Origin of the sequence: Nostoc sp. ChiQUE01b (genome assembly GCF_034531255.1) — a bacterium.
Lineage (GTDB): Bacteria > Cyanobacteriota > Cyanobacteriia > Cyanobacteriales > Nostocaceae > Nostoc.
Genome location: NZ_JAVRBM010000118.1, coordinates 1 through 21,270, shown reverse-complemented (window position 1 = coordinate 21,270; position 21,270 = coordinate 1). Strand labels below are relative to the sequence as shown.

Sequence of the window (21,270 nt, the reverse complement as noted above, 5' to 3'; positions counted from 1 at the left end):
TTTTTGCGATCGCTCCTAATTATACTTTGTCGAGAGTGATAAAAGAGGGTTAATCAGCCAGGACGGCAATCACCAATTTATTTATCACCACAGCCTGTAGCACCATCATCAATTCCATTACAACTTTCTAACCAAGAATTTGCTCAACCCAGAGCATTAACTGAAGCGGAAATTAAACATCTAATTTAATGTTACATTTGTACAGCAAAAATTGCGAAAAAAGCTGGTTTTACTGGTGTACAAATCCATGCTGCTCATGGATATCTAATTAACCAATTTTTATCACCGCTTTCTAATCAACGTATAGATGACTGGGGAGGAACATCCGAAAATCGAATGCGTTTCCTTTTAGAAGTATATCAAGGAATACGTAATTCTCTTGGTCAAAATTTTCCTATTAGTGTGAAACTCAACTCCGCTGATTTTCAAAGAGGTGGTTTTACTGAAGAAGAATCTATGAATGTTGTCCAAGTTTTAGAACAAGTTGGTGTTGATTTGATAGAAATATCCGGTGGAACTTATGAGAAGCTAGCAATGATGGGAGAGACAGATATTGCTCAAAAAGAAAGTACACGCCAACGCGAAGCTTATTTTTTAGAATACGCCAGCAAAGTTCGCTCTTCAATTTCTATACCAATTATGTTGACTGGTGGTTTTTGTTCAGCCAATGCAATGACACAAGCAATTGAGGAAGGAAGCGTAGATGTGATTGGTTTAGCACGAGCGCTTGCAGTTGCACCAGACCTGCCAATTGAACTTCTCAACAATCGAACTAGCGGTATTACGCTAGAACCCCAAATAACACAGAGTAACAATCTGGATCAACAAGGTATGCTTGAAATTATCTGGTATACGCAACAGATTCATCAATTAGCAGCAGAAAACAAGCCAGGATAAAACTATAGTACAGTCCAAATATTCTCTCAACCTTTAAGAGAACTAAATCTAACTGCTGAACAAGTGTTTAAGGCTGCTTCGGGAGAACAGTCATAAACATCACTTTGCTAATACTCAGTACTTGTGTACATGGTACATGTCCTGTCCCTTATGGGCAGTCTTTCGACCCAGCACTCTTGATTATTTTTGACCATACTCCCATAAACGCCCTGTTTTATCTGTCAGCAGAGTTAAGATATTAACCCTTGAGGAGTATAGACATATTAAGAATTTTGAAAATTAATCTTGCATCTTCTGAAAAAACGTTATAAATTATTAGATAATAGGGGAATAATCTGACTTAATTAGTGTCAAAAACTAATCCTGCTCAAGTAAATACACTGCAACTAGTTTTAACTTCACACAACTCCTAAACAGCACTGAAGATATGTTTTTGTTTGGTAAAGCAAAGATTCTGGACAGACAACGGAACAAGAAATAATCTAAAAATATATCTTATGTGACTGTTTTTAGGAATTATCTTACTACTTGCGGTGGAGAACAACAACTATAATTCACCAAAATAGTAATAGATAGCAAGCAATTAACTAACAATAAAGTTGCATAAATGTCAGAAACTTTATTGTTAGTTAATTAATTGTTTTTTAGCCAATTATCTTTGCTATTCAAAGAATCATTTTTGTTATGCTGAGAATAGCAAAAAGAATAAATAAAGACACCTCTAGCACAAATTCACAATCCTTATGGAGTTATTCTGGCAATGCACCTAAACGAATTGGAAACTACTGAGAATTTAGAAGAAGTGGAAGAAGCATGGCTAGCACTAGAAAAATCAATTCTCTATTATCAAGGTCGCCCTGTTGGGACAGTAGCCGCTTATGATGCCTCTGTAGAGGCGCTCAATTACGATCAGTGCTTTGTCCGGGATTTTGTTTCTTCTGCTTTAATTTTTCTGATTAAAGGTAGAACCGATATTGTTCGTAATTTCTTAGAAGAAACCTTAAAGTTACAACCTAAAGAAAAAGCATTAGATGCCTATAAGCCAGGACGAGGATTAATACCAGCTAGCTTTAAAGTGGTATCAGATAATGGGCAAGAATATTTAGAAGCAGACTTTGGCGAACATGCGATCGCTAGAGTGACACCTGTAGATTCTTGCTTATGGTGGATTATTTTGTTGCGTGCTTATGTAGTCGCCACAGAAGATTTTTCTCTCGCCTATCAACCTGAATTCCAAAATGGTATCAGGTTAATCATGGAAATCTGCTTGGCGAATCGTTTTGATATGTATCCAACGCTGTTAGTTCCAGATGGCGCTTGTATGATTGACCGTCGTATGGGCATTTATGGGCATCCTCTAGAATTGCAAGTCCTCTTTTACACGGCATTGCGTGCATCTCGTGAACTGCTAATTTGTCAAGGTAATTCTGATATTGTTGAAGCCATTGATAACCGTTTACCTCTTTTATGTGCTCATATTCGCCAGCATTATTGGATAGATATTAATCGTCTGAATGCAATTTATCGCTTCAAAAGTGAAGAATATGGCAAGGCTGCTGTTAATCTGTTCAACATATATATAGATTCTGTTCCCTATTATGAATTAGATAAGTGGTTGCCCAAAAAAGGTGGTTATCTAGCAGGAAATGTTGGGCCATCGCAGCTAGATACTCGCTTCTTTTCACTCGGAAACTTAATGGCAATCATTTCCGACTTAGCCACCGAAGAACAGTCACAAGCGATTATAACTCTGATTGAGGAACGATGGGACGACTTGGTGGGAGATATGCCAATGAAAATTTGTTTTCCAGCTTTGGAACATGAAGAATACAGAATTGTGACTGGATGTGACCCCAAAAATATCCCTTGGTCGTATCATAATGCTGGTAGTTGGCCAGTTTTAATGTGGATGTTGGCGGCGGCGGCTGTAAAAACTAATAGAACAAATCTTGCACAAAAGGCGATTGAAACTGCCCAAGGACGGCTTAGTACAGATGAATGGCCAGAATATTACGATGGAAAAAAAGGGCGACTGATTGGGAAACAAGCTAGGAAATATCAAACTTGGACAATTACTGGGTTCTTATTAGCAAAAGAACTGATGGCAAACCCCACTTCTTTACCATTAATCAGCTTTGGAAAATTACCAGCAGAACAGGTTTCTAGAGCGTGTGAGTTAGAAATTGCTAGTGTAGATCCCTATATGTCTTGATAGGGAAGTTTGGAGAGACGCGATTAATCGCGTCTGTACAGGAGTTGGGAGTTAGAATACAAAAGCCTCTTGACTCCTGAATCGTGTTTTCATGACAAACCCCCGTCAATTAGCTTTTATCGCCCTACGAGATGTTCATAAAGGGGCCTATGCTGATGTTGCTTTAGATAGAGTGTTGCAAAAAGTCAGTTTGCCTGATTGCGATCGCCGCTTAGTGACAGAATTGGTTTATGGGAGCGTCAGAAGGCAACGCACCCTCGATACTCTCATCGATCAACTCGCTAAAAAGAAATCTCATCAACAACCACAAGACCTCCGCACCATCATACATTTGGGCTTTTACCAACTGCGTTATCAAGAGCGTATTCCCGCCTCAGCTGCTGTTAATACCACAGTCCAACTCGCTAAAGAAAACGGTTTTTCTGGACTCACAGGTTTTGTTAACGGTCTATTACGCCAGTATCTTAGAAAAGCAGGGGGAGATGGGGGGGCAGGGGGAGATGAGGGAGCAGGGGGAGCAGGGGAGGAGAGGAGCAGAGGGGAAAGTCTTTCTTCCTCATCCCCCTCATCCTCCTCATCTCCCCACACCGATCCGTTACAACTTCCAGAAAACCCAGTGGAACGCTTGGGTATTTTACACAGTTTTCCTGACTGGATTATTCAAGTTTGGTTAGAACAATTGGGTTTGACTGATACAGAAAAACTGTGTAAATGGATGAACCAATCACCAACCATTGACTTACGCATCAACCTACTTCGCACTTCCGTTGAGGAAGTTGAGGCGGCTTTGCAATCTGCTGGTGTTTTGGTAAGACGCATTCCTTATTTACCTCAAGCTTTACGATTTATTGGTAATACTGGGTCAATTCAAAAACTACCGGGTTTTAAAGAAGGTTGGTGGACTGTACAAGATGCTAGCGCTCAATTGGTAGGTCATTTGCTCGACCCCCAACCAGGTGAGGTGGTAATTGATGCCTGTGCTGCACCAGGAGGGAAAACAACCCACATCGCCGAGTTAATGAGGGATAAAGGTAAAATTTGGGCTTGCGATCGCACTCCCTCTCGTCTTCGCAAACTCCAAGAAAATTCTCAACGGCTAAATTTACAATCTATTCAAATTTACACTGGCGACAGTCGCCACCTCAACCAATTTCAAAACACCGCAGACCGTGTATTACTTGATGCTCCATGTTCTGGTTTGGGAACTATGCACCGTCATGCTGATGCGCGTTGGCGACAGACACCAGCATCTGTCCGAGAACTTTCGGTGCTGCAACAAGAATTAATAACACATACATCAACTTTTGTCAAACCTGGTGGTGTACTAGTTTATGCCACCTGTACATTGCATCCAGTGGAAAATGAAGAAGTAATTTCGGCGTTTTTAGCTGAGTCACCTGATTGGCAAATCGAGTCTCCCAGCGGCGTTGAGTTACCTGATTCTACCGATAGTACACCTCAAGGTTGGTTTAAACTTTGGCCCCATCGGCAGGACATGGATGGTTTTTTTATGGTGCGCTTAAGAAAAACCAATAATTGCGAGTGAATACTGTTTGGGATTGTACGATTTGGTAGAGGTCTGAATCTACCAGAGGAGGCAGCAATGGTTCCCCCTGACAATGTGAAAAATTTAGTTAAAATCCTGATTGGAGCAGCCTGGATCGATGGCAGAATCCAGCCAGAAGAACGGCAATATCTCCGCGAAATAGCTCAAGCCAAAGGTTTAGCTAACGACCCAGAAATTAAGCCTTGGCTGTACGAATTAGTTCCTGTACAGCCAAAAGAATGCTATGACTGGGTGCGGGAATATTTAGGCGATCGCCCCAGTCTTGAAGATTGTGAAAATCTGATTGAAGCCATCAGTGGCTTAATTTATAGCGATGGTGAAGTTGCCGTCGAAGAAGCCAGACTCCTGACGCAATTGCAGGACATAGCGAAGCCCAATGAGTCAACTCAACCAGCTCCTACTGCGCTTCTCAAACAAATTCAAAAGCTTTACCGCCGTTGGGTTGAAGTCCAAAACTAACATGGAGTTATAAATTTATCCAAGAGGAGGCGGTGAATTATCTCACTGCCTTTTTGTATCTCTTTGTCCCCATGCTCTCAGAAATATCCGCACCTCTTTAGCAATACCATTGTCAATTTACGAGGGTTCAACACCTGTAGAAAGGGGATGAATACGACCTAAATGTTATTAGCGTGTATCATACACGTTGAACATTTGGTAGGGTAATCTCATGACTAAGGATCTTCCACTCAAACAAATCGTGGCGATAGGTGGTGGTGGCTTCTCAATGGAACCGGAAAATCTACTGTTAGACCAATACATTTTGGAATTAGTTAAAAAAGAAAAACCACGAGTATGCTTTGTTCCAACTGCCGGAGGAGATCGCGATTCTTACATTGTCCGGTTCTATGCTGCCTTCATGAAGTTTTCCTGCACTCCATGCCATCTGTCTTTATTTAACCCACCCACAACTGATCTGCGGTCTTTTGTGTTGGAGCAGGACATCATTTATGTCGGTGGAGGAAACACGAAGAACTTGATTGTCCTGTGGCAAGCCTATGAACTTGACCAAATTATCAAACAAGCCTGGGAGAAGGGTACGCTTGTTTGTGGTGTGAGCGCAGGATCACTGTGTTGGTTTGAAGAAGGTGTAAGTGATTATCTGCCGGGTCAGATGTCCTCATTAAAATGTTTTGGATTTCTTAAAGGTAGCCATTCTCCTCACTACAATGACCCGCATCGAAGACCTGCTTATCATCGATTTGTTCAAGAAGGTGTCTTGAGTGATGGATATGCAGCAGATGATGGTGTAGGCTTGCATTTTGTGAATCATCGTTTGGAGAAAATTGTCAGTTCTCGCGCTGACGCTAAAGCTTATCGAGTCGAGAAATGTGGTGATTCTGTTGAAGAAACTGTTTTGCACCCTATTTACTTGGGAAATCCTTCATAATTACGCACAAAGCCAGTCCTAGAAATGAGTGTAGACAATTAGGCAAGCCGCAACATGAGCATATCCTATTGGTGCGGATTATACCCGATTGAGGGTAATGTACATGCTCGATATCTTATCATTGCTACAATGCCTGTTACCGCAGATAAACGCTACAACGATGCAGCAACCGTATTGGCTTAAATACACGTTCCTAAAGATGCTACTTTTAGACATTCTTTAAGAAACTGCTGGGGAATTTCTCTACTTTCTCCCCAATGTAGATGAACATAAGAAGCATAAATATTTGCAGGTAAACCCCATCCTTCGCATCCCATATTTTCTTCACAATCGTAGCGAGAAGTTTCAAATAGGGGCTGAGTGGGAGTTAAGGTTAAATGGGAACGATGAAACTCATGTCCGTAAACAGTTGTATTTGCCTTAACTAACAAATTATCTTGCAAAGCGACTGCACGACGATAGCCTAAAGTTAAACGTCCACCCATCACGGCAGATGTTGGTAGTACTCCCGCCATTGACCAAGATTTACCTTCAAAATCGATAATTTGCTCACACAAGTACATCAATCCTCCGCATTCAGCAACTGTAGGCATTCCTTTAAGTATTGCCGTTTTCACTGCATCACAAACGCTAGAATTTTCTGAGAGTTGCTGGGCAAAAACTTCTGGGAAACCACCGCCAAAATACATTCCCTGGATATCTTTTGGTATGTCAGCATCTTCTAAGGGACTCCAGAAAACCAATTCTGCACCAAGCTGTTGCAGCAAATCGAGATTGTCTTGGTAGTAAAAATTAAATGCGCGATCGCGGGCTACTGCAATCCTAACTGGAAATGAGGAAGATAAGGAGGATGAAGTAGAAAAAGAAAGGGGTTCTGATTTTAACAAAGGTAATAAGCGTTGCCAGTCGAAGCAAGTATCTCCTAAATCGGCGAGGCGATCGATTAAAGCGTTGAGTTCGGGAAGTTCGGCTGTGGGTACTAAACCCAAATGGCGATCGGGAATTGTGATGTTATCTTGACGGCGCAGTACACCAAGAATGGGTAATTGTAAAGGTTCTAGGGAATCTTTGAGCAGAGAGAGATGGCGATCGCTCCCAACACGATTTAATACTACCCCAGCTATTTTAATTCGGGGATCAAAAGATCGATAGCCGTGAGCGATCGCAGCTACAGAACCAGATAAACGACTGCAATCTATCACCAACACCACAGGCAAATCTAACAGCCGTGAGATGTGTGCCGTACTCGCAAAGTCAGTAATTTGTCCTTTGTCATTTATCCTTTGTCCTTTGTCCTTTGCAAATGACAAATGACTAATGACTAATGACGAAACTCCATCAAACAACCCCATCACCCCTTCCACGAGGGCATATTCACTCAGTTGACTATAACGAGCAAAACATTGCTGAATGTAGGCTTCAGAAGTCAACACGGGGTCTAAATTGCGACAAGCACGACCAGTTACATATTGATGAAACATCGGATCGATGTAGTCTGGCCCTACCTTAAAAGATTGCACCAGGCGATCGCGACGGCGTAAAGATGCTAAAAGGGTGAGCGTGACTGTTGTCTTACCCACCCCACTACGTTCCCCAGCAATGACTAAAGCCATAAATGAAATAAATTAGGTTTTTATGCAGCAACTATTTCGATTCTTGGCTGTGTGTCTATCGTCACTTTTTGCAAAAGCAGATGCACCAGTTTCTCCAACCGACTAACTCAAACTTATACCAATTAGAAACAAGAAAACCAGCCAATTAGGAGAGTTAGGCTGAAAAAGTCTAATAGTATAGTTGGAAATTAGCCAAGAGTCAGATAGCAATCAGCTACCAGAAGAGGAACGTTTTATGATAATTGTGCATCATCTTAACAACTCGCGATCGCAGCGTGTGTTGTGGCTGCTTGAGGAATTAGGTATCGAATACGAGATCAAATTCTATGAACGCGATCCAAAGACGATGATGGCACCGGAGTCGCTGCGCCAAGTTCATCCCCTCGGCAAATCACCAGTAATCACAGATGCAGACTTGACGATCGCTGAGTCGGGTGCAATTATCGAATACCTAGTCGATCGCTATGGTAATGGTCGGCTAGTCCCAGCATCCGGTACGCCAGAGTATCTGCGCTATAAGTATTGGCTACATTACGCCGAAGGCTCTGCAATGCCACTGCTGGTGATGCGGCTGGTATTGAACAATTTCGGGGCAGGTGACAGCAGCGTGGTTAGCGGATTCGTCGCACCCCAGATCAAACTTAACTTTGACTACATAGAAGACGAACTCCGTAAAAATACGTGGTTTACGGGCAATGAATTTACCGCCGCTGATATCCAAATGAGCTTTCCCCTGGAAGTAGTCGCTACCCGCCCCGAAGAGGTCAAGAACTGGCCAAAGCTCAAAGAATTTGTCGAGCGCATTCATGGAAGACCTGCTTACCAACTCGCCCTAGAGCGTGGAGGTAAATACGAGGTATCCTTTCAATAGACTTCTTGCATGAATCAATGAGCTTTCACCCTAAATCTTTCTCCCAAGCTTAGGCTACGGTGTACACACAAGTCCTTCTGACCCCCCCTTAATCTTTCCTTATCAAGGCTACAGTGTACACACAAGTTCTAAAAACCTAGCTCAATAAGCCTTTCCTCGTTCCCATACTCCGTATGGGAATGCATTCATTGAGTCTCTGACTCAACGTCTGACTGGAGGCAGCAGCCCCTAATATCAAGTTCGGATAATTAGTTATCATTCCTTGTGTCATTGCACCCCACCCCGCCAAAGCTACGCTTTGTCTCCCCTCCCCGCCTGCGGGGAGGGGATTAAGGGGTGGGGTTGTTGGGGTTTAATAAGTAATCACCCGAACTTGATATAATCAGCCATTCCCAGTCTCCGACTGGGAACGAGATAAACGAGAGAACGAGAGAAATATTGCAACTGTAGCGGTCTACCTCGTGACGGGAGCAGCTTCACAAATTATCGAAGCGGTTCCAGAACTTATGGGAGCGGTTCCAGGACTTATGGGAGCGGTTCCAGAACTTATGGGAGCTGCTCCAGAACTTATGGGAGCAGCTCCAGAACTTATGGGAGCAGCTCCAGAACTTATGGGAGCAGCTCCAGGACTTATGGGAGCGGTTCCAGAACTTATGGGAGCAGTTCCAGAACTTATGGGAGCAGTTCCAGAACTTATGCAATACGGTTCAGATAAGCTTTTTTTTCTCCCCCTGCTTCCCCTGCATCCCCTGCTCCCCCTGCCTGCCTCAACGGATAAATTTCCTTAACTGAACCGTATTGAGTCCTATATTACTTATTCAAACTACTGACTTAACTTAAATAGAAAAACCCTTCAGATTATTGAAATATCCAAAAATCTGAAGGGCTTGTAGTTGGTTTTCGCAATTTTGGTAAATTTTATGGTTTCCAAGCGAAACTAACTATTTGTTTCCAATTTGAAAATATTCGCTGTCACTCCCAGACTTTCTTCAAAAAGTGACTCACGACCCCAGCGTTGTACCTGCTGACTCAGCAATGCTTCTGCCTTTTGTTCTGAAAGTGAAGTCACCTGTTGAAACAGACCAGCAGATTGAGCACCGCCGTGGGTTTCCATCCGCATACAACCACCAGTTTCCGAGCAAATCACTGTACCACAGTCTGCCTGCGGATTGGTCGAACTGAGGCGTAAAGCAATTAAGTCGCCAGCAATCTCACCCACATCAGCAAGGGGAACGCCCGCTAATTCAGTTTCTACTTGCCGTTGGTCTTGGGCAATAAAGTTAATGCGAGTGATGTCATAATCTCCGGTTTCCTTTTGATACGAAACTGGCTGCCATCCTAGACGACTTGCCAACCAACCCAAAAACAGCAGTGCTTGTGCGGGGTTGCCTTTTTCGTAATCAATAGTTACTCGGTCAACTTCCCGAAGGGCAGCCCGACGATGAGGTGAGTCGTAAGCTTCAGCTGTCAATTCTTGCCATGCTGAGAGGCGACGCCAGTTGAGGTCAGCCAGGGGAACCCCACTTTCCACTAATTCTTGGAGGCGGAGTAAGTCACTTTCTGGCTCGTTAAAGCGGCAAGAATCCACAATCACATTATTGCAGACGGCTGCCAACCGCTTGAATAGACTGTTATTGGGGTCTGGTGTTGCTTTCCACCAGAGAAACTTTGGTAAGCCACCAATCAACAATGCTGGAAGCATACCACCGATGCGTTCCAGGGCAGCAGCAGTACCACTGAGAGTGATGTATTCGCAGCAAATTAGTGTACTTGACGATTGCTTTTGGATCGGGCAATAGGCAGAAACTTGAGCTTTGACCCCTTTATCTTCGCCAGTAATGGGAAATAGCGCGATGATGCGGCAGGGGTTGCGGAGGGCAATTTCGTCGGCAATTCTAGGGCTTGGGGCATTTAAGCTTAAGCTGGGAAGTTCAATAGAACCATTGTCTCCCGTAGCCCCGTTTCCTTGACGTTTGATGAATTCTTCTCTCAAGATAGCCAGAGTTTCAGGTGTTGCTGTTCCAGTATCTGGCAGGGCATATTTTGTCTGCACTTGCCGCAAGGCAGCTACCATCTGAGGCCCTAAAATCCCGTCAAGCGGGCCGTTGTAAAATCCCAATGTAGCCAAAAGATACTGAGTTTCTTCCGGTTCATAAACCACTAAGGTAAATGTAGTGGCCCGAGTAGCAGCAGGAAGTCCACCGTCCTCGCCAGTAATACCGTAACTTTGCCAAATTTGATTCAGTTCCGTATCTATTTCGTTAAGCGAAATATCTTTTGGCGTCTGAAGTGAAAAAATTGTAGAAGCTTGGGGAGCCATAGGAAATTTTGGATTTTGGATTTTGGATTTTGGATTTTGTCATTTGTCATCTGTCATTCACTAATAACCATTGTACAGACGCGATTAATCGCGTCTCTACTGACCAATGACTAATGACTAATGACTAATATTTACAGTCTGCGCCAGCGACGACCATCCTGGTTAATTAAGAATTCTGCTTCTGTTGGTTCCCAGGTTCCAGCTTCATACTGGGGAATAGTATTTGCGTCGGCGGGTGCATCCCAAACGGAAAGGGCTGGTGTTACTACCTGCCAAGCAGCTTCTACTTCATCCGCGCGGGTGAACAATGTTTGATCGCCCATCATACAATCAAGGAATAAGCGATCGTAAGCATCAGATGTTGCTTGGATGCCAAAGGAACCATAACTAAAGTCCATGTCAACGGAACGAGTACGGAATTCTGCCCCCGGCATTTTCACATCAAAACGCAGGGAAATACCTTCATTCGGCTGAATCCGCATCGTCAAAATATTGGCGTTTGTCTGTTGGGCAGCAGATTGGAACATCCGAGACGGAACTTCGCGGAAGTGAATGGAAATCTCACTAACTTTTTTCGGCATCCGCTTCCCGGTACGCAAGTAGAAAGGAACGCCTTTCCAGCGCCAGTTATCTACCAAAAACTTCATGGCGACATAGGTCGGTGTGGTGGAGTTGGGAGCAACGCCTGGTTCTGTTCGATACCCTGGTACTGCTTGACCCTTCATCCAACCAGCACTATACTGACCGCGTACTGCTGACCGCGACAGATTGTGAACATCAGCTAAACGAGTAGCTTGGAGTGCCTTCACTTTTTCTGTGCGGATGCTGTCGGCATCCATTGCGTTGGGTGCTTCCATTGCCGTTAGGCAGTAAAGTTGCATGAGGTGATTTTGCAACATATCCCGTAGTGCGCCGGCGCTTTCATAGTAACCAGCCCGGTCTTCCACTCCCACGGTTTCTGCTACGGTAATTTGCACGTGGTCAACAAATTGACGATTCCACAACGGCTCAAAAATTGCATTGGCAAAGCGAAACACCAGCAAGTTCTGGACTGTTTCTTTACCCAAGTAGTGGTCAATGCGGTATACTTGGTTTTCTTTACAAAATTTCTGTACCACCTGGTTAAGACTCTGGGCAGAAGCCAGGTCTCGACCAAAGGGTTTTTCAATTACTAGACGATGTTTGTAGGGATCTTCTAGCATCCCGGCGCTTCCTAACTGCTTAATCGCTTCCGGAAAGAATGAGGGGGCAACCGAGAGGTAGAACATGCGATTTCCTCGCGTGCCCCGTTTTTCGTCTAATTCAGTCAATAAGTTTTTCAGTTTCTGGTAGCCTTCGGGGTTGTCTATATCCCCAGGACTGTAGAACAGACCTTGAGAGAAATCTTGCCAGAGTTCTCCTAAATCGACATCAGGATGTGCTTCTTCCATGCCCTTTTGCATTTGTTCACGGAAGTACTCATGGCTCCATTCTCGACGTGCCACACCGACAATGGTTGTTTCTGGTGGAATACGCCGTTCTCGCCGCAATTTGTAAAGTGCTGGCACTAGTTTGCGCCAGGTGAGATCGCCAGAAGCGCCAAAAATGACTATAATCTGGGGTTCGGGCATCCCTTGTTGTTGCAGACCAACGCGCAAGGGATTTTCTAGCAGACTAACCATAACAATTTTGGATTTTGGATTTTGGGTTTTGAGATTGGGGACTGGGTATTGGGCATGGGGCATGGGGCATGGGGCATTAGGAGTGCTGAGTGCTGAGTGCTGAGTTAGGAGTTAAGAGTTAAAAGTTAAGAGTTAAGAGTTTTGTTTAGCCCCTTGTCCCCTTGTCCCCCTATCTCCCTCATCTCCCTGCCCCCCTGTCCCCCTTGTCGCCTTGTCCCCTTGTCCCCTTGTCCCCAATACCCAGTCCCTACACTGGTGACAATACCTTGATCTTGTCTTCTAAAGAGTTCATCAAGGACTGGAAGGGCTGGATAAACTTGTCAATACCATCGACTAACAGTTCATCCATTACGTTATCGATATCGATGTTGATGTCGGGATCTTTGAGGTTTTCGATCAGCGTGTAAGCATTATCTAAATCTGTTTCTAAGCGATCGCCTACGTTACAATGATCGGCACAAGCTTTAATCGTCGCTGGTGGTACGGTGTTGACGGTATCACGGCCAATCAACTCTTCGATATACATTACGTCTTTGTAGTTGGGGTCTTTGGTGCTGGTGCTAGCCCAAAGTAGCCGTTGTACTGTCGCCCCTTTTGCTGCCAAATCTTGCCAACGCTCGCTTCTAATGATTTTCTTGTATTCTTGATACGCAATCTTAGCGTTAGCGATCGCTACTTTTCCTTTAACAGCTCTTAGCTTTGCTTCCACGGCAATATCATCAACGCCTTTTTTCAACTTAGCATCAATCTTGCCATCAATGTTGCTATCGATCCGGCTGAGGAAGAAGCTAGCGACTGAAGCAATTTTACTGATGTCCTTACCTTCAGCCACCCGTTTTTCTAAGCCTCGAATATAAGCCATTGCTGTGTTGATGTAGCTTTCTACAGAAAACAGCAGCGTAATATTAACATTCATCCCTTCGGCTATTACCTGTTCCACTGCTGGTAAACCAGGTTCTGTACCAGGAATTTTAATCATCAGATTTTCCCGACCAATTTCTTGGAAATAGCGTCGGGCTTCGGTTATGGTTGCTTCAGTATCATGGGCAATGCTTGGCGGTACTTCAATACTCACATAACCATCTAGTCTATTCGAGGCTTCATAAACAGGGCGTAAAATATCACAGGCATTACGGATATCTGCAAAAACCAGGGATTCGTAAATTTTGTCTATGGGTAAGTTAGCTCGAACTCCGGCTTCGATATCGGCATCATAAATAACGTTACCAGCGATCGCTTTTTCAAAGATCGCTGGGTTAGAGGTAATCCCAGAAATTCCTTGATTTGCAACCAGTTCTTTGAGTTCCCCTGATTGAATAATGTCACGGCTCAAATTATCCATCCAGATACTTTGACCGTATTGGTTAATTTCTAGTAGATGATTAGTAGACATAGCTCTAATTTGTTTCACTCCTGTATAGTGATATTTCTAAGTAAGTTGGCAAAACCCATCAAAATTTGATGCTTACTTTTGAATTGTGGCTTTGCCAATCACTGATTGCATCGGCCAGCTGAGATAATCTTTAATACATCTTCAAGATGTGCTATTTTGCATTCCCAATCCTAAATCACCATGATTAACTTTTAATTAATGCCAGATGAGAGTACAGCACAGAGAAAATTAAGTCACTCTTATAAAACCTCTAAAACCCTTACGTAACAGTAATTACGAATTACGAATTGTCTTCTAGTGTCCGTTTTGAATAAAAGACTCCACCTTTGCGACATCCTCTTTGCTACCAATAATTAAAGGCGTGCGCTGATGCAGTTTTTTTGGCACTACATCTAAGATATTTACCAGTCCTGTAGTAGCACGGCCACCTGCTTGCTCAATCAAAAAGGCGAGAGGAGCAGTTTCATAAAGCAAGCGCAATTTTCCTTCTGGGTTTTGAATTGTGCCTGGGTAGAGAAACACGCCGCCTTGAACTAAAATTCTATGGATGTCGCTTACCATTGCGCCGCTATAACGAGCGCTGTAGCCTTCTGTGCGATGAACGTAACGAATGTATTCTCGAATCGATTCTTCCCACTGCCAGAAGTTTCCTTCGTTCACACTGTAAACAGAACCGTGGTTAGGAATGCGAATATTTTCTTCTGTGAGAATAAACTCTCCTAAGCTGGGATCAAGGACAAAGGAATGAACCCCCTTACCTATAGTATAAACCAGCATTGTGCAGGGCCCATACAGGATGTATCCGGCAGCGAGTTGCTTACGTCCATTAGTGAGCAGGTCAGTTGCTTTACCATCGCTATCAGTTCCTTCTTGCTGGCGAATGGCGAAAATGGAACCTAAGCTGAGATTATTATCAGTGTTGGATGAGCCATCAATTGGGTCATACAGCAGGGTATAGCGGCCAATCGGGCAATTTTCAGGAATGTAGTAGGGATTTTCCATTTCCTCAGACGCGAGGCGACAGACTAAGCCGCTTTGCTTAAACACTGAGATAAATACATCATTGGCATAAACATCCATCTTTTTGACCGATTCGCCTTGGACATTCACTTCTCCAGTAAATCCCAGAACGCCTTCCATTAAACCGGCGCGACTCATGCGACGAGCAACCAGTTTCCCGGCCAGGGCAATGCGATTCATTAGCGCACTTAAATCTTGTGCATCTGGCGAAAAACTCTGAAGTTGTTGGAGGACGTGACGGGATAAGGTTGTACAGTCACGATCTAAAGCTCTGTCTGTAGCATCGTAGGTAGATAAGTCTAAAGATTCTGGCGCTTTAGCCATTTTTATGTTCTCCGCAGCCACTAGCTGTTAATTGGGTTTTAGTCATCTATAGCAACTTATAGTTGCTGCTTCTATCTTAGAAAGGTAATTTGATAAGTTAGATGCGACTTTAGATAAACTAAAGAAATGAATTTTTGCTGACCCCCTGCACCCAGAGCCTAGTACCGCAAGGCGGAAGTCAAAAGGAACCAGTGCGTTGGGCGGGCAATGCCCGACTTGTCCCTTGCGCGTCTCCCCTTCTCCCAAAGGGAGAGGCTAGCGCCTTCGCGGAGCGTCTCGTAGAGAAGGGAGAAGCAACTGGCTCTCAAAAAGAGGTTTTTACCATTTCTACGAGGTATTTCCTCATGCACCGCCCCCAAATCATCGATGAACTCCGGGATCTGTGTCAGCAACTCGAACACCTTAACCGGGTGCAATCGCCAATTGTGAATTATGCTAGACAGCTTCTAGCTTGGCAATTCCCAGAAGTGGTGCACACCAAGAGTACATCTCTACTAAGTCAGGATTTTTACCGCCCCTCTGGGGATGGTTTGGTTGAGAAAGCTAGTGGTTCATCCCTATGCCAGATCAGCCTGTGGCAGTACGTCTTAACCGGCGTGGAAACCGGAAGGCTACCAGAAAACGACCTGACTGTTACCAACAACTGCTGCCGATACTGACTAAATTGTTTTTACCAAATGTATTAGTAATAAAACCGAAATATTTAATAACTTATAATACATAATTTACTTTTTAGTACCAAGATTAATAAACAAATTGATATCAACCTTTGTCACGCTTTTTAGCCAATTTTAAAAAACTAAAAGGAATTCCTAAGCGTTGAGCTATACGCTGCACTTGTTTTAAGGTTTTGTGGGAACGAATTTGCTGCTTACCTTTGTTGTTGTGATGTCTGCGGTCTTTCATTTATCTGTTTGCCTTTTTTGTTGTATAAAAAATTTCCCAAAAATTAATGTTACAAAATGAAGTAGCACCAAGAACTTCTTTTACGTGTGTCAGATGACAGTCTGAAAAATGGTTGGATTAACTACAACTACTTTATAGTACTTTTATTACCAAACAACTTGGTTTAAAAAGATATAAATACCAAATTATTTGTCTATATTTTATATATTAATGGGTAGGAAAAAATTATATATTTTCTGTCAGTAGCGCTACAGATTAATTTAATTATTTGTTATTATCTATGTGTAAACAAAAAGACAGTAGGAGTGATAAAATGCAAGTTAGCGCTCGTAATGCTCTCAAAGGAACTGTAAAAAACGTCGTCGTTGGCTCTGTAAATACTGAAGTAACAATACAAGTAGCATCAGGGGTAGAGGTGACTGCAATTATTACCAAATCATCAGCAGAAAATCTCAAACTTACTGAAGGTAAAGAAGTCCACGCCATAATTAAATCATCAGATGTAATGATTGCCGTAGACTAGAATAATTGTTGGGATTCTACTAAGGGGGGTTATCAAACAGCTCTCTGTAACGCGATCGCATAGGTAAGTTGTTGGTACAACTGTCCTATCAATAATATGTTGTAGATAAGCTAAACCAAAGCTATTTAGTTTATTAGCCACACTACCAAATGTCTACATAGGATTGCGATCGCACGCTTTCAATGTCCCAAGATAGCGATAAACTGCTGTACTGGTGATTGTTCCAAGTATTCTTTGAGAATCGCCAAGTCGTATCGCGCACCATAAAAAAGGATAAATCCCAACCTAAAGGCAGCAGTTATAGATGCGTACTGATTCCTGCATCAGCCATTGCTGTATATCCTCCCAGAAAGTAATAATACTTCAAAGGCCCCACGCTTTGCTGTGGGGCTTATTTCATATCATGTTCGGTAAATCACTTACGATTAAACCCCGATTTTAATCCACCAGTGAAAACCAGTTAACCCTTGAATCAAATCTTGTTGTTGAAGCAAAGATTGACAGCGATGAAATAAAATTTCCTCCAAATCATCAAGTCGCCCATTCCAGAGTCCTCCATCTGGCGCGTTTTCTTGTAAAGCTTGCCATAGCTGTGCTTGATGTATGTCGGAGATTAACGGCTTTGCACCTTGATTTGAAAGGCGGCGATCGCCAATTCCACTTCTACCAAATAGCGATCGCTCTATAAGCGGATCGCCACGACTTATCTACTCATTTCAAGCTATTCTGTAGCAATTATGACATCTGACGCTTTAATCACAGCGATCGCTTGTTTTCCCTCTTGAAGTTGGAGATGCTCTACCGACTCTTTGGTAATAATTGCAGTTACTTCCACCCCAGGCACAATTTCTAATATGACCTCAGAGTTGACTGCTCCTGGGTGAATTTCCTTAATAGTTCCTTTTAAGGAATTACGAGCACTAACTTCCATATTTTGATACTCCCTAGTTCTAAGATAATTCTTAACTGAGTAATACTAACAACTATCAGATTATTAGATTATCTTCAATTAGTGGGATGCTATCTTCTGCCTTACAGAAGAACTTAAATATCAAACTGGTATTAGAAAATGAACTCTCCCTTCTAGGCATCTTTAATCAGACGGGTTTTCAGAAATATTTTGGTTTCAAAGGAGAAGCAGGAGCAGATAATATGAGGATATTTGTCACATTACTAACGTAACGACCTCCAGCTTTGTCACCTGGAACTACTAAACGAGCAAATCCTTCATCTGTTAAAGGGACGATTTTACCATCACTACCTTTTTTTGCAAATGCAACTAACACCGTTTTCCCTTCAAAGTTAGGTTGAATTTCACCAATAGCTACAACTGCACCATAGCAATCTGTGGCGTCAACTAGAACATATTGCCTCAGAAAAGAATTTTTACTATTTACCCCAGAATTTCCAGGTTTTAGACCACCTCCGGCTTTTGGATTATTAATCAATTCCCATAGGGGGACTCCATAGTATGTTTCTGTTCGTGGGCCTGAGCCGGTTTGAAAGCTCACAGTAATTTCAGTAACTAATGCTGGCTTTTGGGTTTTTAAAGCATCTCGCAAATTTCTCAGCTTTTGCAAGTTATAAGTAGTTGGATTATTGAGTTCTCCACCCAAGCGAAAACTTTGCGAAGAACCTCCAGGACAGTTATTTTGATTCCAGAGAGATGATATTTTTTCTTCTCGATTCCAGGAAAGATTACTCCTTGAGTCAGCTAAAGTAGGTTGCCATAAAACCAGTATTGATAGTATTAAAGACGCAATGGGTATCTTGCGGGTAAAGCGCATAAAATCTTTCTCCGTTTACTATTGAATATTGAAAAAGTTAGATAGTTTTACTCAAAGCTTTTCGCTCACCAAAAATTAGTATCGTTATCGCCAAAACTGAGCAAGTTGAGAAGAAACTTTGTTAGAGAAAAATACTTCAAATCGTTCAACTCCTTACCAGACAATACAAAATTGCTAGTTTTCAATATGAGTTATTAAAAACTAATGAATCACAAGACAAAGTTATCCGCAAACTTCTTCTGAAATTTGCGTTTTCAAAATGGATGTATTTATGTATGTACTGAAGATAATACCAACTTATGGAGTAAATTACCAAATAATATGGTAACTAAACGCTAATCAAATTAATTTTTATTTCTTTTTGAAATAGTGAAGCTTAATATTGTATGGAAAATTGCTGTGGTTATTTGCCTTATAAGTAAGTAACTATCAAGCTAATAAACTGTTTTTAACTGAGATTCATCATAAATTGGAAAACTGTCCAAGTTATGGGGCAGGGTGTAGTTGTGCGGTTAAAGATCAAAACTGTTTCAGAGAGGGTATTCAAGATTATTTTTTGGAGGACTCTACAATTTTTACCAAAATAATTGGATGCAGTAGCGATCGCTACAATTCACAGGCTTAATAATGTGATACTCGTGACCTCCCAGTAGTATCGACTCTAGTACCGCTTTTACCTCCTTTTAAGCAAGCTATGCAGATCGGGATCGTTGGCGCAGCCTCTCATAGAGAAGCGATCGCAATGTCTACGACGGGCTACGCCTACGCAACATAGGTATTTGCTCTCAAAATCTGAGCAACTTCTTGCATAGCGCGGGGAATGTGTTTGTTTGCCTTATGCTTTTTTCACGATGAAAGAAAGCAAGTGTGGAGGCATAATAGCTTATGAATCTTGTCCCTCGACAATTTCTTTAATGCTTGCCACTAGCGAGGATATTTCCTTGATGCTCAAATCTAGCGATAATCGCTGGCGAGAACGGATGGCACAAGGCAGACTTACTTATGACTTAAGACACCTCAGCAAAGTCTGGCGACAGTTGATAGAAGAACTGTGGACAGATTCTTACCGCGCAGCAATAGCCGAAATGTCTGGGTTGGAACTAAAAGACTGTGTAATGGATATTGGATTTCGTCGGTTATAACTCAAGACATTTGCATCACCCTCATACAGACGAGCCGAACAAAGTTTTAACCCATCTGCTATTTTTCAATCAACAATGGTCTGTAGACTGGGGAGGCTGTTTGCGAATTCTTAAAGACTCTCACCCGGAATCTGCCTTTGAAGATATTCTACCTCTGAGCGATTCCTCAGTTGCGATCGCGCGTTCTGACAATTCTTGGCATACTATAACCCCGCTTACTTGTCCTGCATCTGAGTGTCGGCTAGCTTTACGAGTTGCTTTTTTTCGGAGCGATCGCCTTGCAGATTTTAGAGAAACCCAGCTAGCTGCGTAGCAATCAAGGATTTTCTCTCTACTTTTGTCAGAAAATCAGCCTCCTGTTTTCTAGTTCTTCCTTTTCGTCGTTGGTAATTCCTTTGAAATCGTAAAAAAGGACTATGACTAATCCTACAGAACTACTGCGATCGCGCTACGGTGAGATTCCATTCAATTATGAAATTGACTGGAACGACTCTCTAGAAACACTACTAGCTCACCGTTCAGTTCGGTCTTATCTATCCGATCCTTTACCACCAGGAACTCTAGAATGGCTAGTTGCAGCTGCTCAATCTGCTCCTAGTTCAGCTAATATGCAAACCTGGAGTGTGGTAGCGATTGAAGATCGAGAACGCAAAGCAGAATTATGCAAGCTGGCTAACGATATCATGAAAGAGTTCTACACTGAACAAAAAATGAATGCCGCTGGTGATTGGTCGCAACACTCAGCCGAGCAGATCGCCACTTTAGACTACTTAAAAGGGTGCAAGTACTTGCGTGAGACTCTCAACAACTTCGGCTTCAAATTGCTATAAAAGGAGTCAAACGATTTTGGATTTTAAATTTTGGATTTTGGATTGGTTCCACCACATTGGCGCAGTAAAAGTGCGGTGGGGTATGAACAGAAATAATCTCAAATCTCAAATCTCAAATTGGTAAGAACTTTTGATGTCTGCACCAAAGCTTCTGAGGCTTAAAGACTCAAAACCCTACACCCAGTCTCAAAAGATGATTTCGGTGTGTAAGCCTAAAAGATAGATATAGAACTTACGCACTGTAACAAAATTATGTCATTGCGAGTGCTGCGATCGCTTTGCAATATCAAACCCTAGTTTTACGTTTTCAGTGCGTAAGTCCTAAAATAGATTCGCAATTCTCCTGCTTGAAACCTTGAATAATCTATCTACCAAAGACCTCATCTTCCGTTGCTGGGGTGCTTTTTCTTACTGGCATCCCTTTTTTTTTTGCACTGCTACTGCCTAGCCACCCATAACGATCGCTCTTCTCTAGTCTAGTTTCCGGTGCAAAACTAAATTTTCAAAAAATGAGGATACGGATTTAAGATGTTTCTAGGAACTAAAACCAAGGTTTTTAGGCTTTATAGAATGAGCTTTCTGAGTTTCGCACCACGAACTAGTCTAAACTCCAGTAATATAGGAACTTAGCAAATTTGCTTTTATTAAACACAAAAGCGATGGCTTTGCCAACGCCTGCCGTAGGATGCCCGAACGCGAACGGTAGGTGACGCTTGAAGCTACTATTTAATCAGAATTTGAGCCGCAAGCTGAACAAGTAAAAAAACTCTTCAGACTATGAAGTATTAAAAGAAATTCTCACGGACTATGAACT

21 protein-coding genes and 1 pseudogene are annotated in these 21,270 nt (G+C 42.6%); 13 read left to right on the top strand and 9 right to left on the bottom strand.

Annotated elements, in window-relative coordinates; all coding sequences use genetic code 11:
- The first annotated feature begins 195 nt into the window (after positions 1-195).
- The 6 genes from RMY63_RS38215 to RMY63_RS38190 all read left to right on the top strand — a co-directional run bounded on the left by RMY63_RS38215 (position 196) and on the right by RMY63_RS38190 (position 6,249).
- Positions 196-897, top strand: coding sequence for a hypothetical protein (locus RMY63_RS38215; protein WP_322733665.1), 702 nt, complete (start codon positions 196-198; stop codon positions 895-897).
- A gap of 760 nt (positions 898-1,657) precedes the next feature.
- Positions 1,658-3,109, top strand: a complete 1,452-nt coding sequence (locus RMY63_RS38210; protein ID WP_322733664.1) for a glycoside hydrolase 100 family protein — start codon at positions 1,658-1,660, stop codon at positions 3,107-3,109.
- A 91-nt stretch (positions 3,110-3,200) separates the two neighbouring features.
- Positions 3,201-4,655, top strand: a complete 1,455-nt coding sequence (locus RMY63_RS38205) for a 16S rRNA (cytosine(967)-C(5))-methyltransferase (protein ID WP_322733663.1) — start codon at positions 3,201-3,203, stop codon at positions 4,653-4,655.
- A gap of 57 nt (positions 4,656-4,712) precedes the next feature.
- Positions 4,713-5,135 carry a TerB family tellurite resistance protein gene (locus RMY63_RS38200; RefSeq protein ID WP_322733662.1) on the top strand — a complete coding sequence of 141 codons (423 nt, stop codon included), beginning with the start codon at positions 4,713-4,715 and terminating at the stop codon, positions 5,133-5,135.
- A gap of 211 nt (positions 5,136-5,346) precedes the next feature.
- A complete protein-coding gene (locus tag RMY63_RS38195; RefSeq protein ID WP_322733661.1) occupies positions 5,347-6,066 on the top strand; it encodes a peptidase E in 720 nt (239 codons plus the stop codon).
- Between the two features lie 54 nt (positions 6,067-6,120).
- A complete protein-coding gene (locus RMY63_RS38190) occupies positions 6,121-6,249 on the top strand; it encodes a hypothetical protein (RefSeq protein WP_322733660.1) in 129 nt (42 codons plus the stop codon).
- Here the strand turns inward: RMY63_RS38190 and RMY63_RS38185 are convergent.
- Complete coding sequence (locus RMY63_RS38185; RefSeq protein WP_322733659.1) at positions 6,246-7,679, bottom strand: cobyrinate a,c-diamide synthase; 1,434 nt, start codon at positions 7,677-7,679, stop codon at positions 6,246-6,248. The genes RMY63_RS38190 and RMY63_RS38185 overlap by 4 nt on opposite strands.
- A 235-nt stretch (positions 7,680-7,914) precedes the next feature.
- On the opposite strand from RMY63_RS38185, the gene RMY63_RS38180 reads away from it, so the two are divergent.
- Complete coding sequence (locus RMY63_RS38180) at positions 7,915-8,550, top strand: glutathione S-transferase family protein (protein ID WP_416212585.1); 636 nt, start codon at positions 7,915-7,917, stop codon at positions 8,548-8,550.
- 461 nt (positions 8,551-9,011) lie between these two features.
- Entirely contained in the window at positions 9,012-9,338 is a 327-nt protein-coding gene (locus RMY63_RS38175; protein ID WP_322733657.1) for a hypothetical protein, read from the top strand.
- A 149-nt stretch (positions 9,339-9,487) separates the two neighbouring features.
- Here RMY63_RS38175 and opcA read toward each other — a convergent pair whose 3' ends face one another.
- From opcA to fbp, 4 genes are all read right to left on the bottom strand, one after another.
- Positions 9,488-10,870 carry a glucose-6-phosphate dehydrogenase assembly protein OpcA gene (gene opcA, locus RMY63_RS38170; RefSeq protein ID WP_322733656.1) on the bottom strand — a complete coding sequence of 461 codons (1,383 nt, stop codon included), beginning with the start codon at positions 10,868-10,870 and terminating at the stop codon, positions 9,488-9,490.
- A 131-nt stretch (positions 10,871-11,001) separates the two neighbouring features.
- Complete coding sequence (gene zwf / locus RMY63_RS38165) at positions 11,002-12,531, bottom strand: glucose-6-phosphate dehydrogenase (protein WP_322733655.1); 1,530 nt, start codon at positions 12,529-12,531, stop codon at positions 11,002-11,004.
- Positions 12,532-12,778: 247 nt separating this feature from the next.
- Entirely contained in the window at positions 12,779-13,924 is a 1,146-nt protein-coding gene (gene tal / locus RMY63_RS38160) for a transaldolase (RefSeq protein WP_322733654.1), read from the bottom strand.
- 294 nt (positions 13,925-14,218) lie between these two features.
- A complete protein-coding gene (gene fbp, locus RMY63_RS38155; RefSeq protein ID WP_292782937.1) occupies positions 14,219-15,268 on the bottom strand; it encodes a class 1 fructose-bisphosphatase in 1,050 nt (349 codons plus the stop codon).
- 134 nt (positions 15,269-15,402) lie between these two features.
- Between fbp and RMY63_RS38150 the strand changes: the two genes are divergently transcribed.
- Positions 15,403-15,927 carry a hypothetical protein gene (locus tag RMY63_RS38150; protein ID WP_322733653.1) on the top strand — a complete coding sequence of 175 codons (525 nt, stop codon included), beginning with the start codon at positions 15,403-15,405 and terminating at the stop codon, positions 15,925-15,927.
- Positions 15,928-16,030: 103 nt separating this feature from the next.
- On the opposite strand, the gene RMY63_RS38145 is transcribed toward RMY63_RS38150, so the two are convergent.
- Positions 16,031-16,174, bottom strand: a complete 144-nt coding sequence (locus tag RMY63_RS38145) for a hypothetical protein (protein WP_322733652.1) — start codon at positions 16,172-16,174, stop codon at positions 16,031-16,033.
- A gap of 313 nt (positions 16,175-16,487) precedes the next feature.
- Between RMY63_RS38145 and RMY63_RS38140 the strand changes: the two genes are divergently transcribed.
- On the top strand, positions 16,488-16,697 hold the full coding sequence (locus RMY63_RS38140) for a molybdopterin-binding protein (protein ID WP_322733651.1): 210 nt from the start codon (positions 16,488-16,490) through the stop codon (positions 16,695-16,697).
- A 536-nt stretch (positions 16,698-17,233) separates the two neighbouring features.
- Here the strand turns inward: RMY63_RS38140 and RMY63_RS38135 are convergent.
- The 3 genes and pseudogenes from RMY63_RS38135 to RMY63_RS38125 all read right to left on the bottom strand — a co-directional run.
- Positions 17,234-17,365, bottom strand: a pseudogene (locus tag RMY63_RS38135) (IS630 family transposase); the annotation flags it as partial.
- 53 nt (positions 17,366-17,418) lie between these two features.
- Positions 17,419-17,628: a TOBE domain-containing protein gene (locus tag RMY63_RS38130; RefSeq protein ID WP_094331792.1), complete on the bottom strand. Its 210-nt coding sequence runs from the start codon at positions 17,626-17,628 to the stop codon at positions 17,419-17,421.
- Positions 17,629-17,806: 178 nt separating this feature from the next.
- Complete coding sequence (locus RMY63_RS38125) at positions 17,807-18,484, bottom strand: hypothetical protein (protein ID WP_322733650.1); 678 nt, start codon at positions 18,482-18,484, stop codon at positions 17,807-17,809.
- Positions 18,485-19,335: 851 nt separating this feature from the next.
- On the opposite strand from RMY63_RS38125, the gene RMY63_RS38120 reads away from it, so the two are divergent.
- From RMY63_RS38120 to RMY63_RS38110, 3 genes are all read left to right on the top strand, one after another.
- Positions 19,336-19,626: a hypothetical protein gene (locus tag RMY63_RS38120; RefSeq protein WP_322733649.1), complete on the top strand. Its 291-nt coding sequence runs from the start codon at positions 19,336-19,338 to the stop codon at positions 19,624-19,626.
- Between the two features lie 10 nt (positions 19,627-19,636).
- Entirely contained in the window at positions 19,637-19,939 is a 303-nt protein-coding gene (locus tag RMY63_RS38115) for a 2OG-Fe(II) oxygenase (protein WP_322733648.1), read from the top strand.
- A 103-nt stretch (positions 19,940-20,042) separates the two neighbouring features.
- Positions 20,043-20,456, top strand: coding sequence for a nitroreductase family protein (locus RMY63_RS38110; protein ID WP_322733647.1), 414 nt, complete (start codon positions 20,043-20,045; stop codon positions 20,454-20,456).
- Positions 20,457-21,270 lie beyond the last annotated feature (814 nt).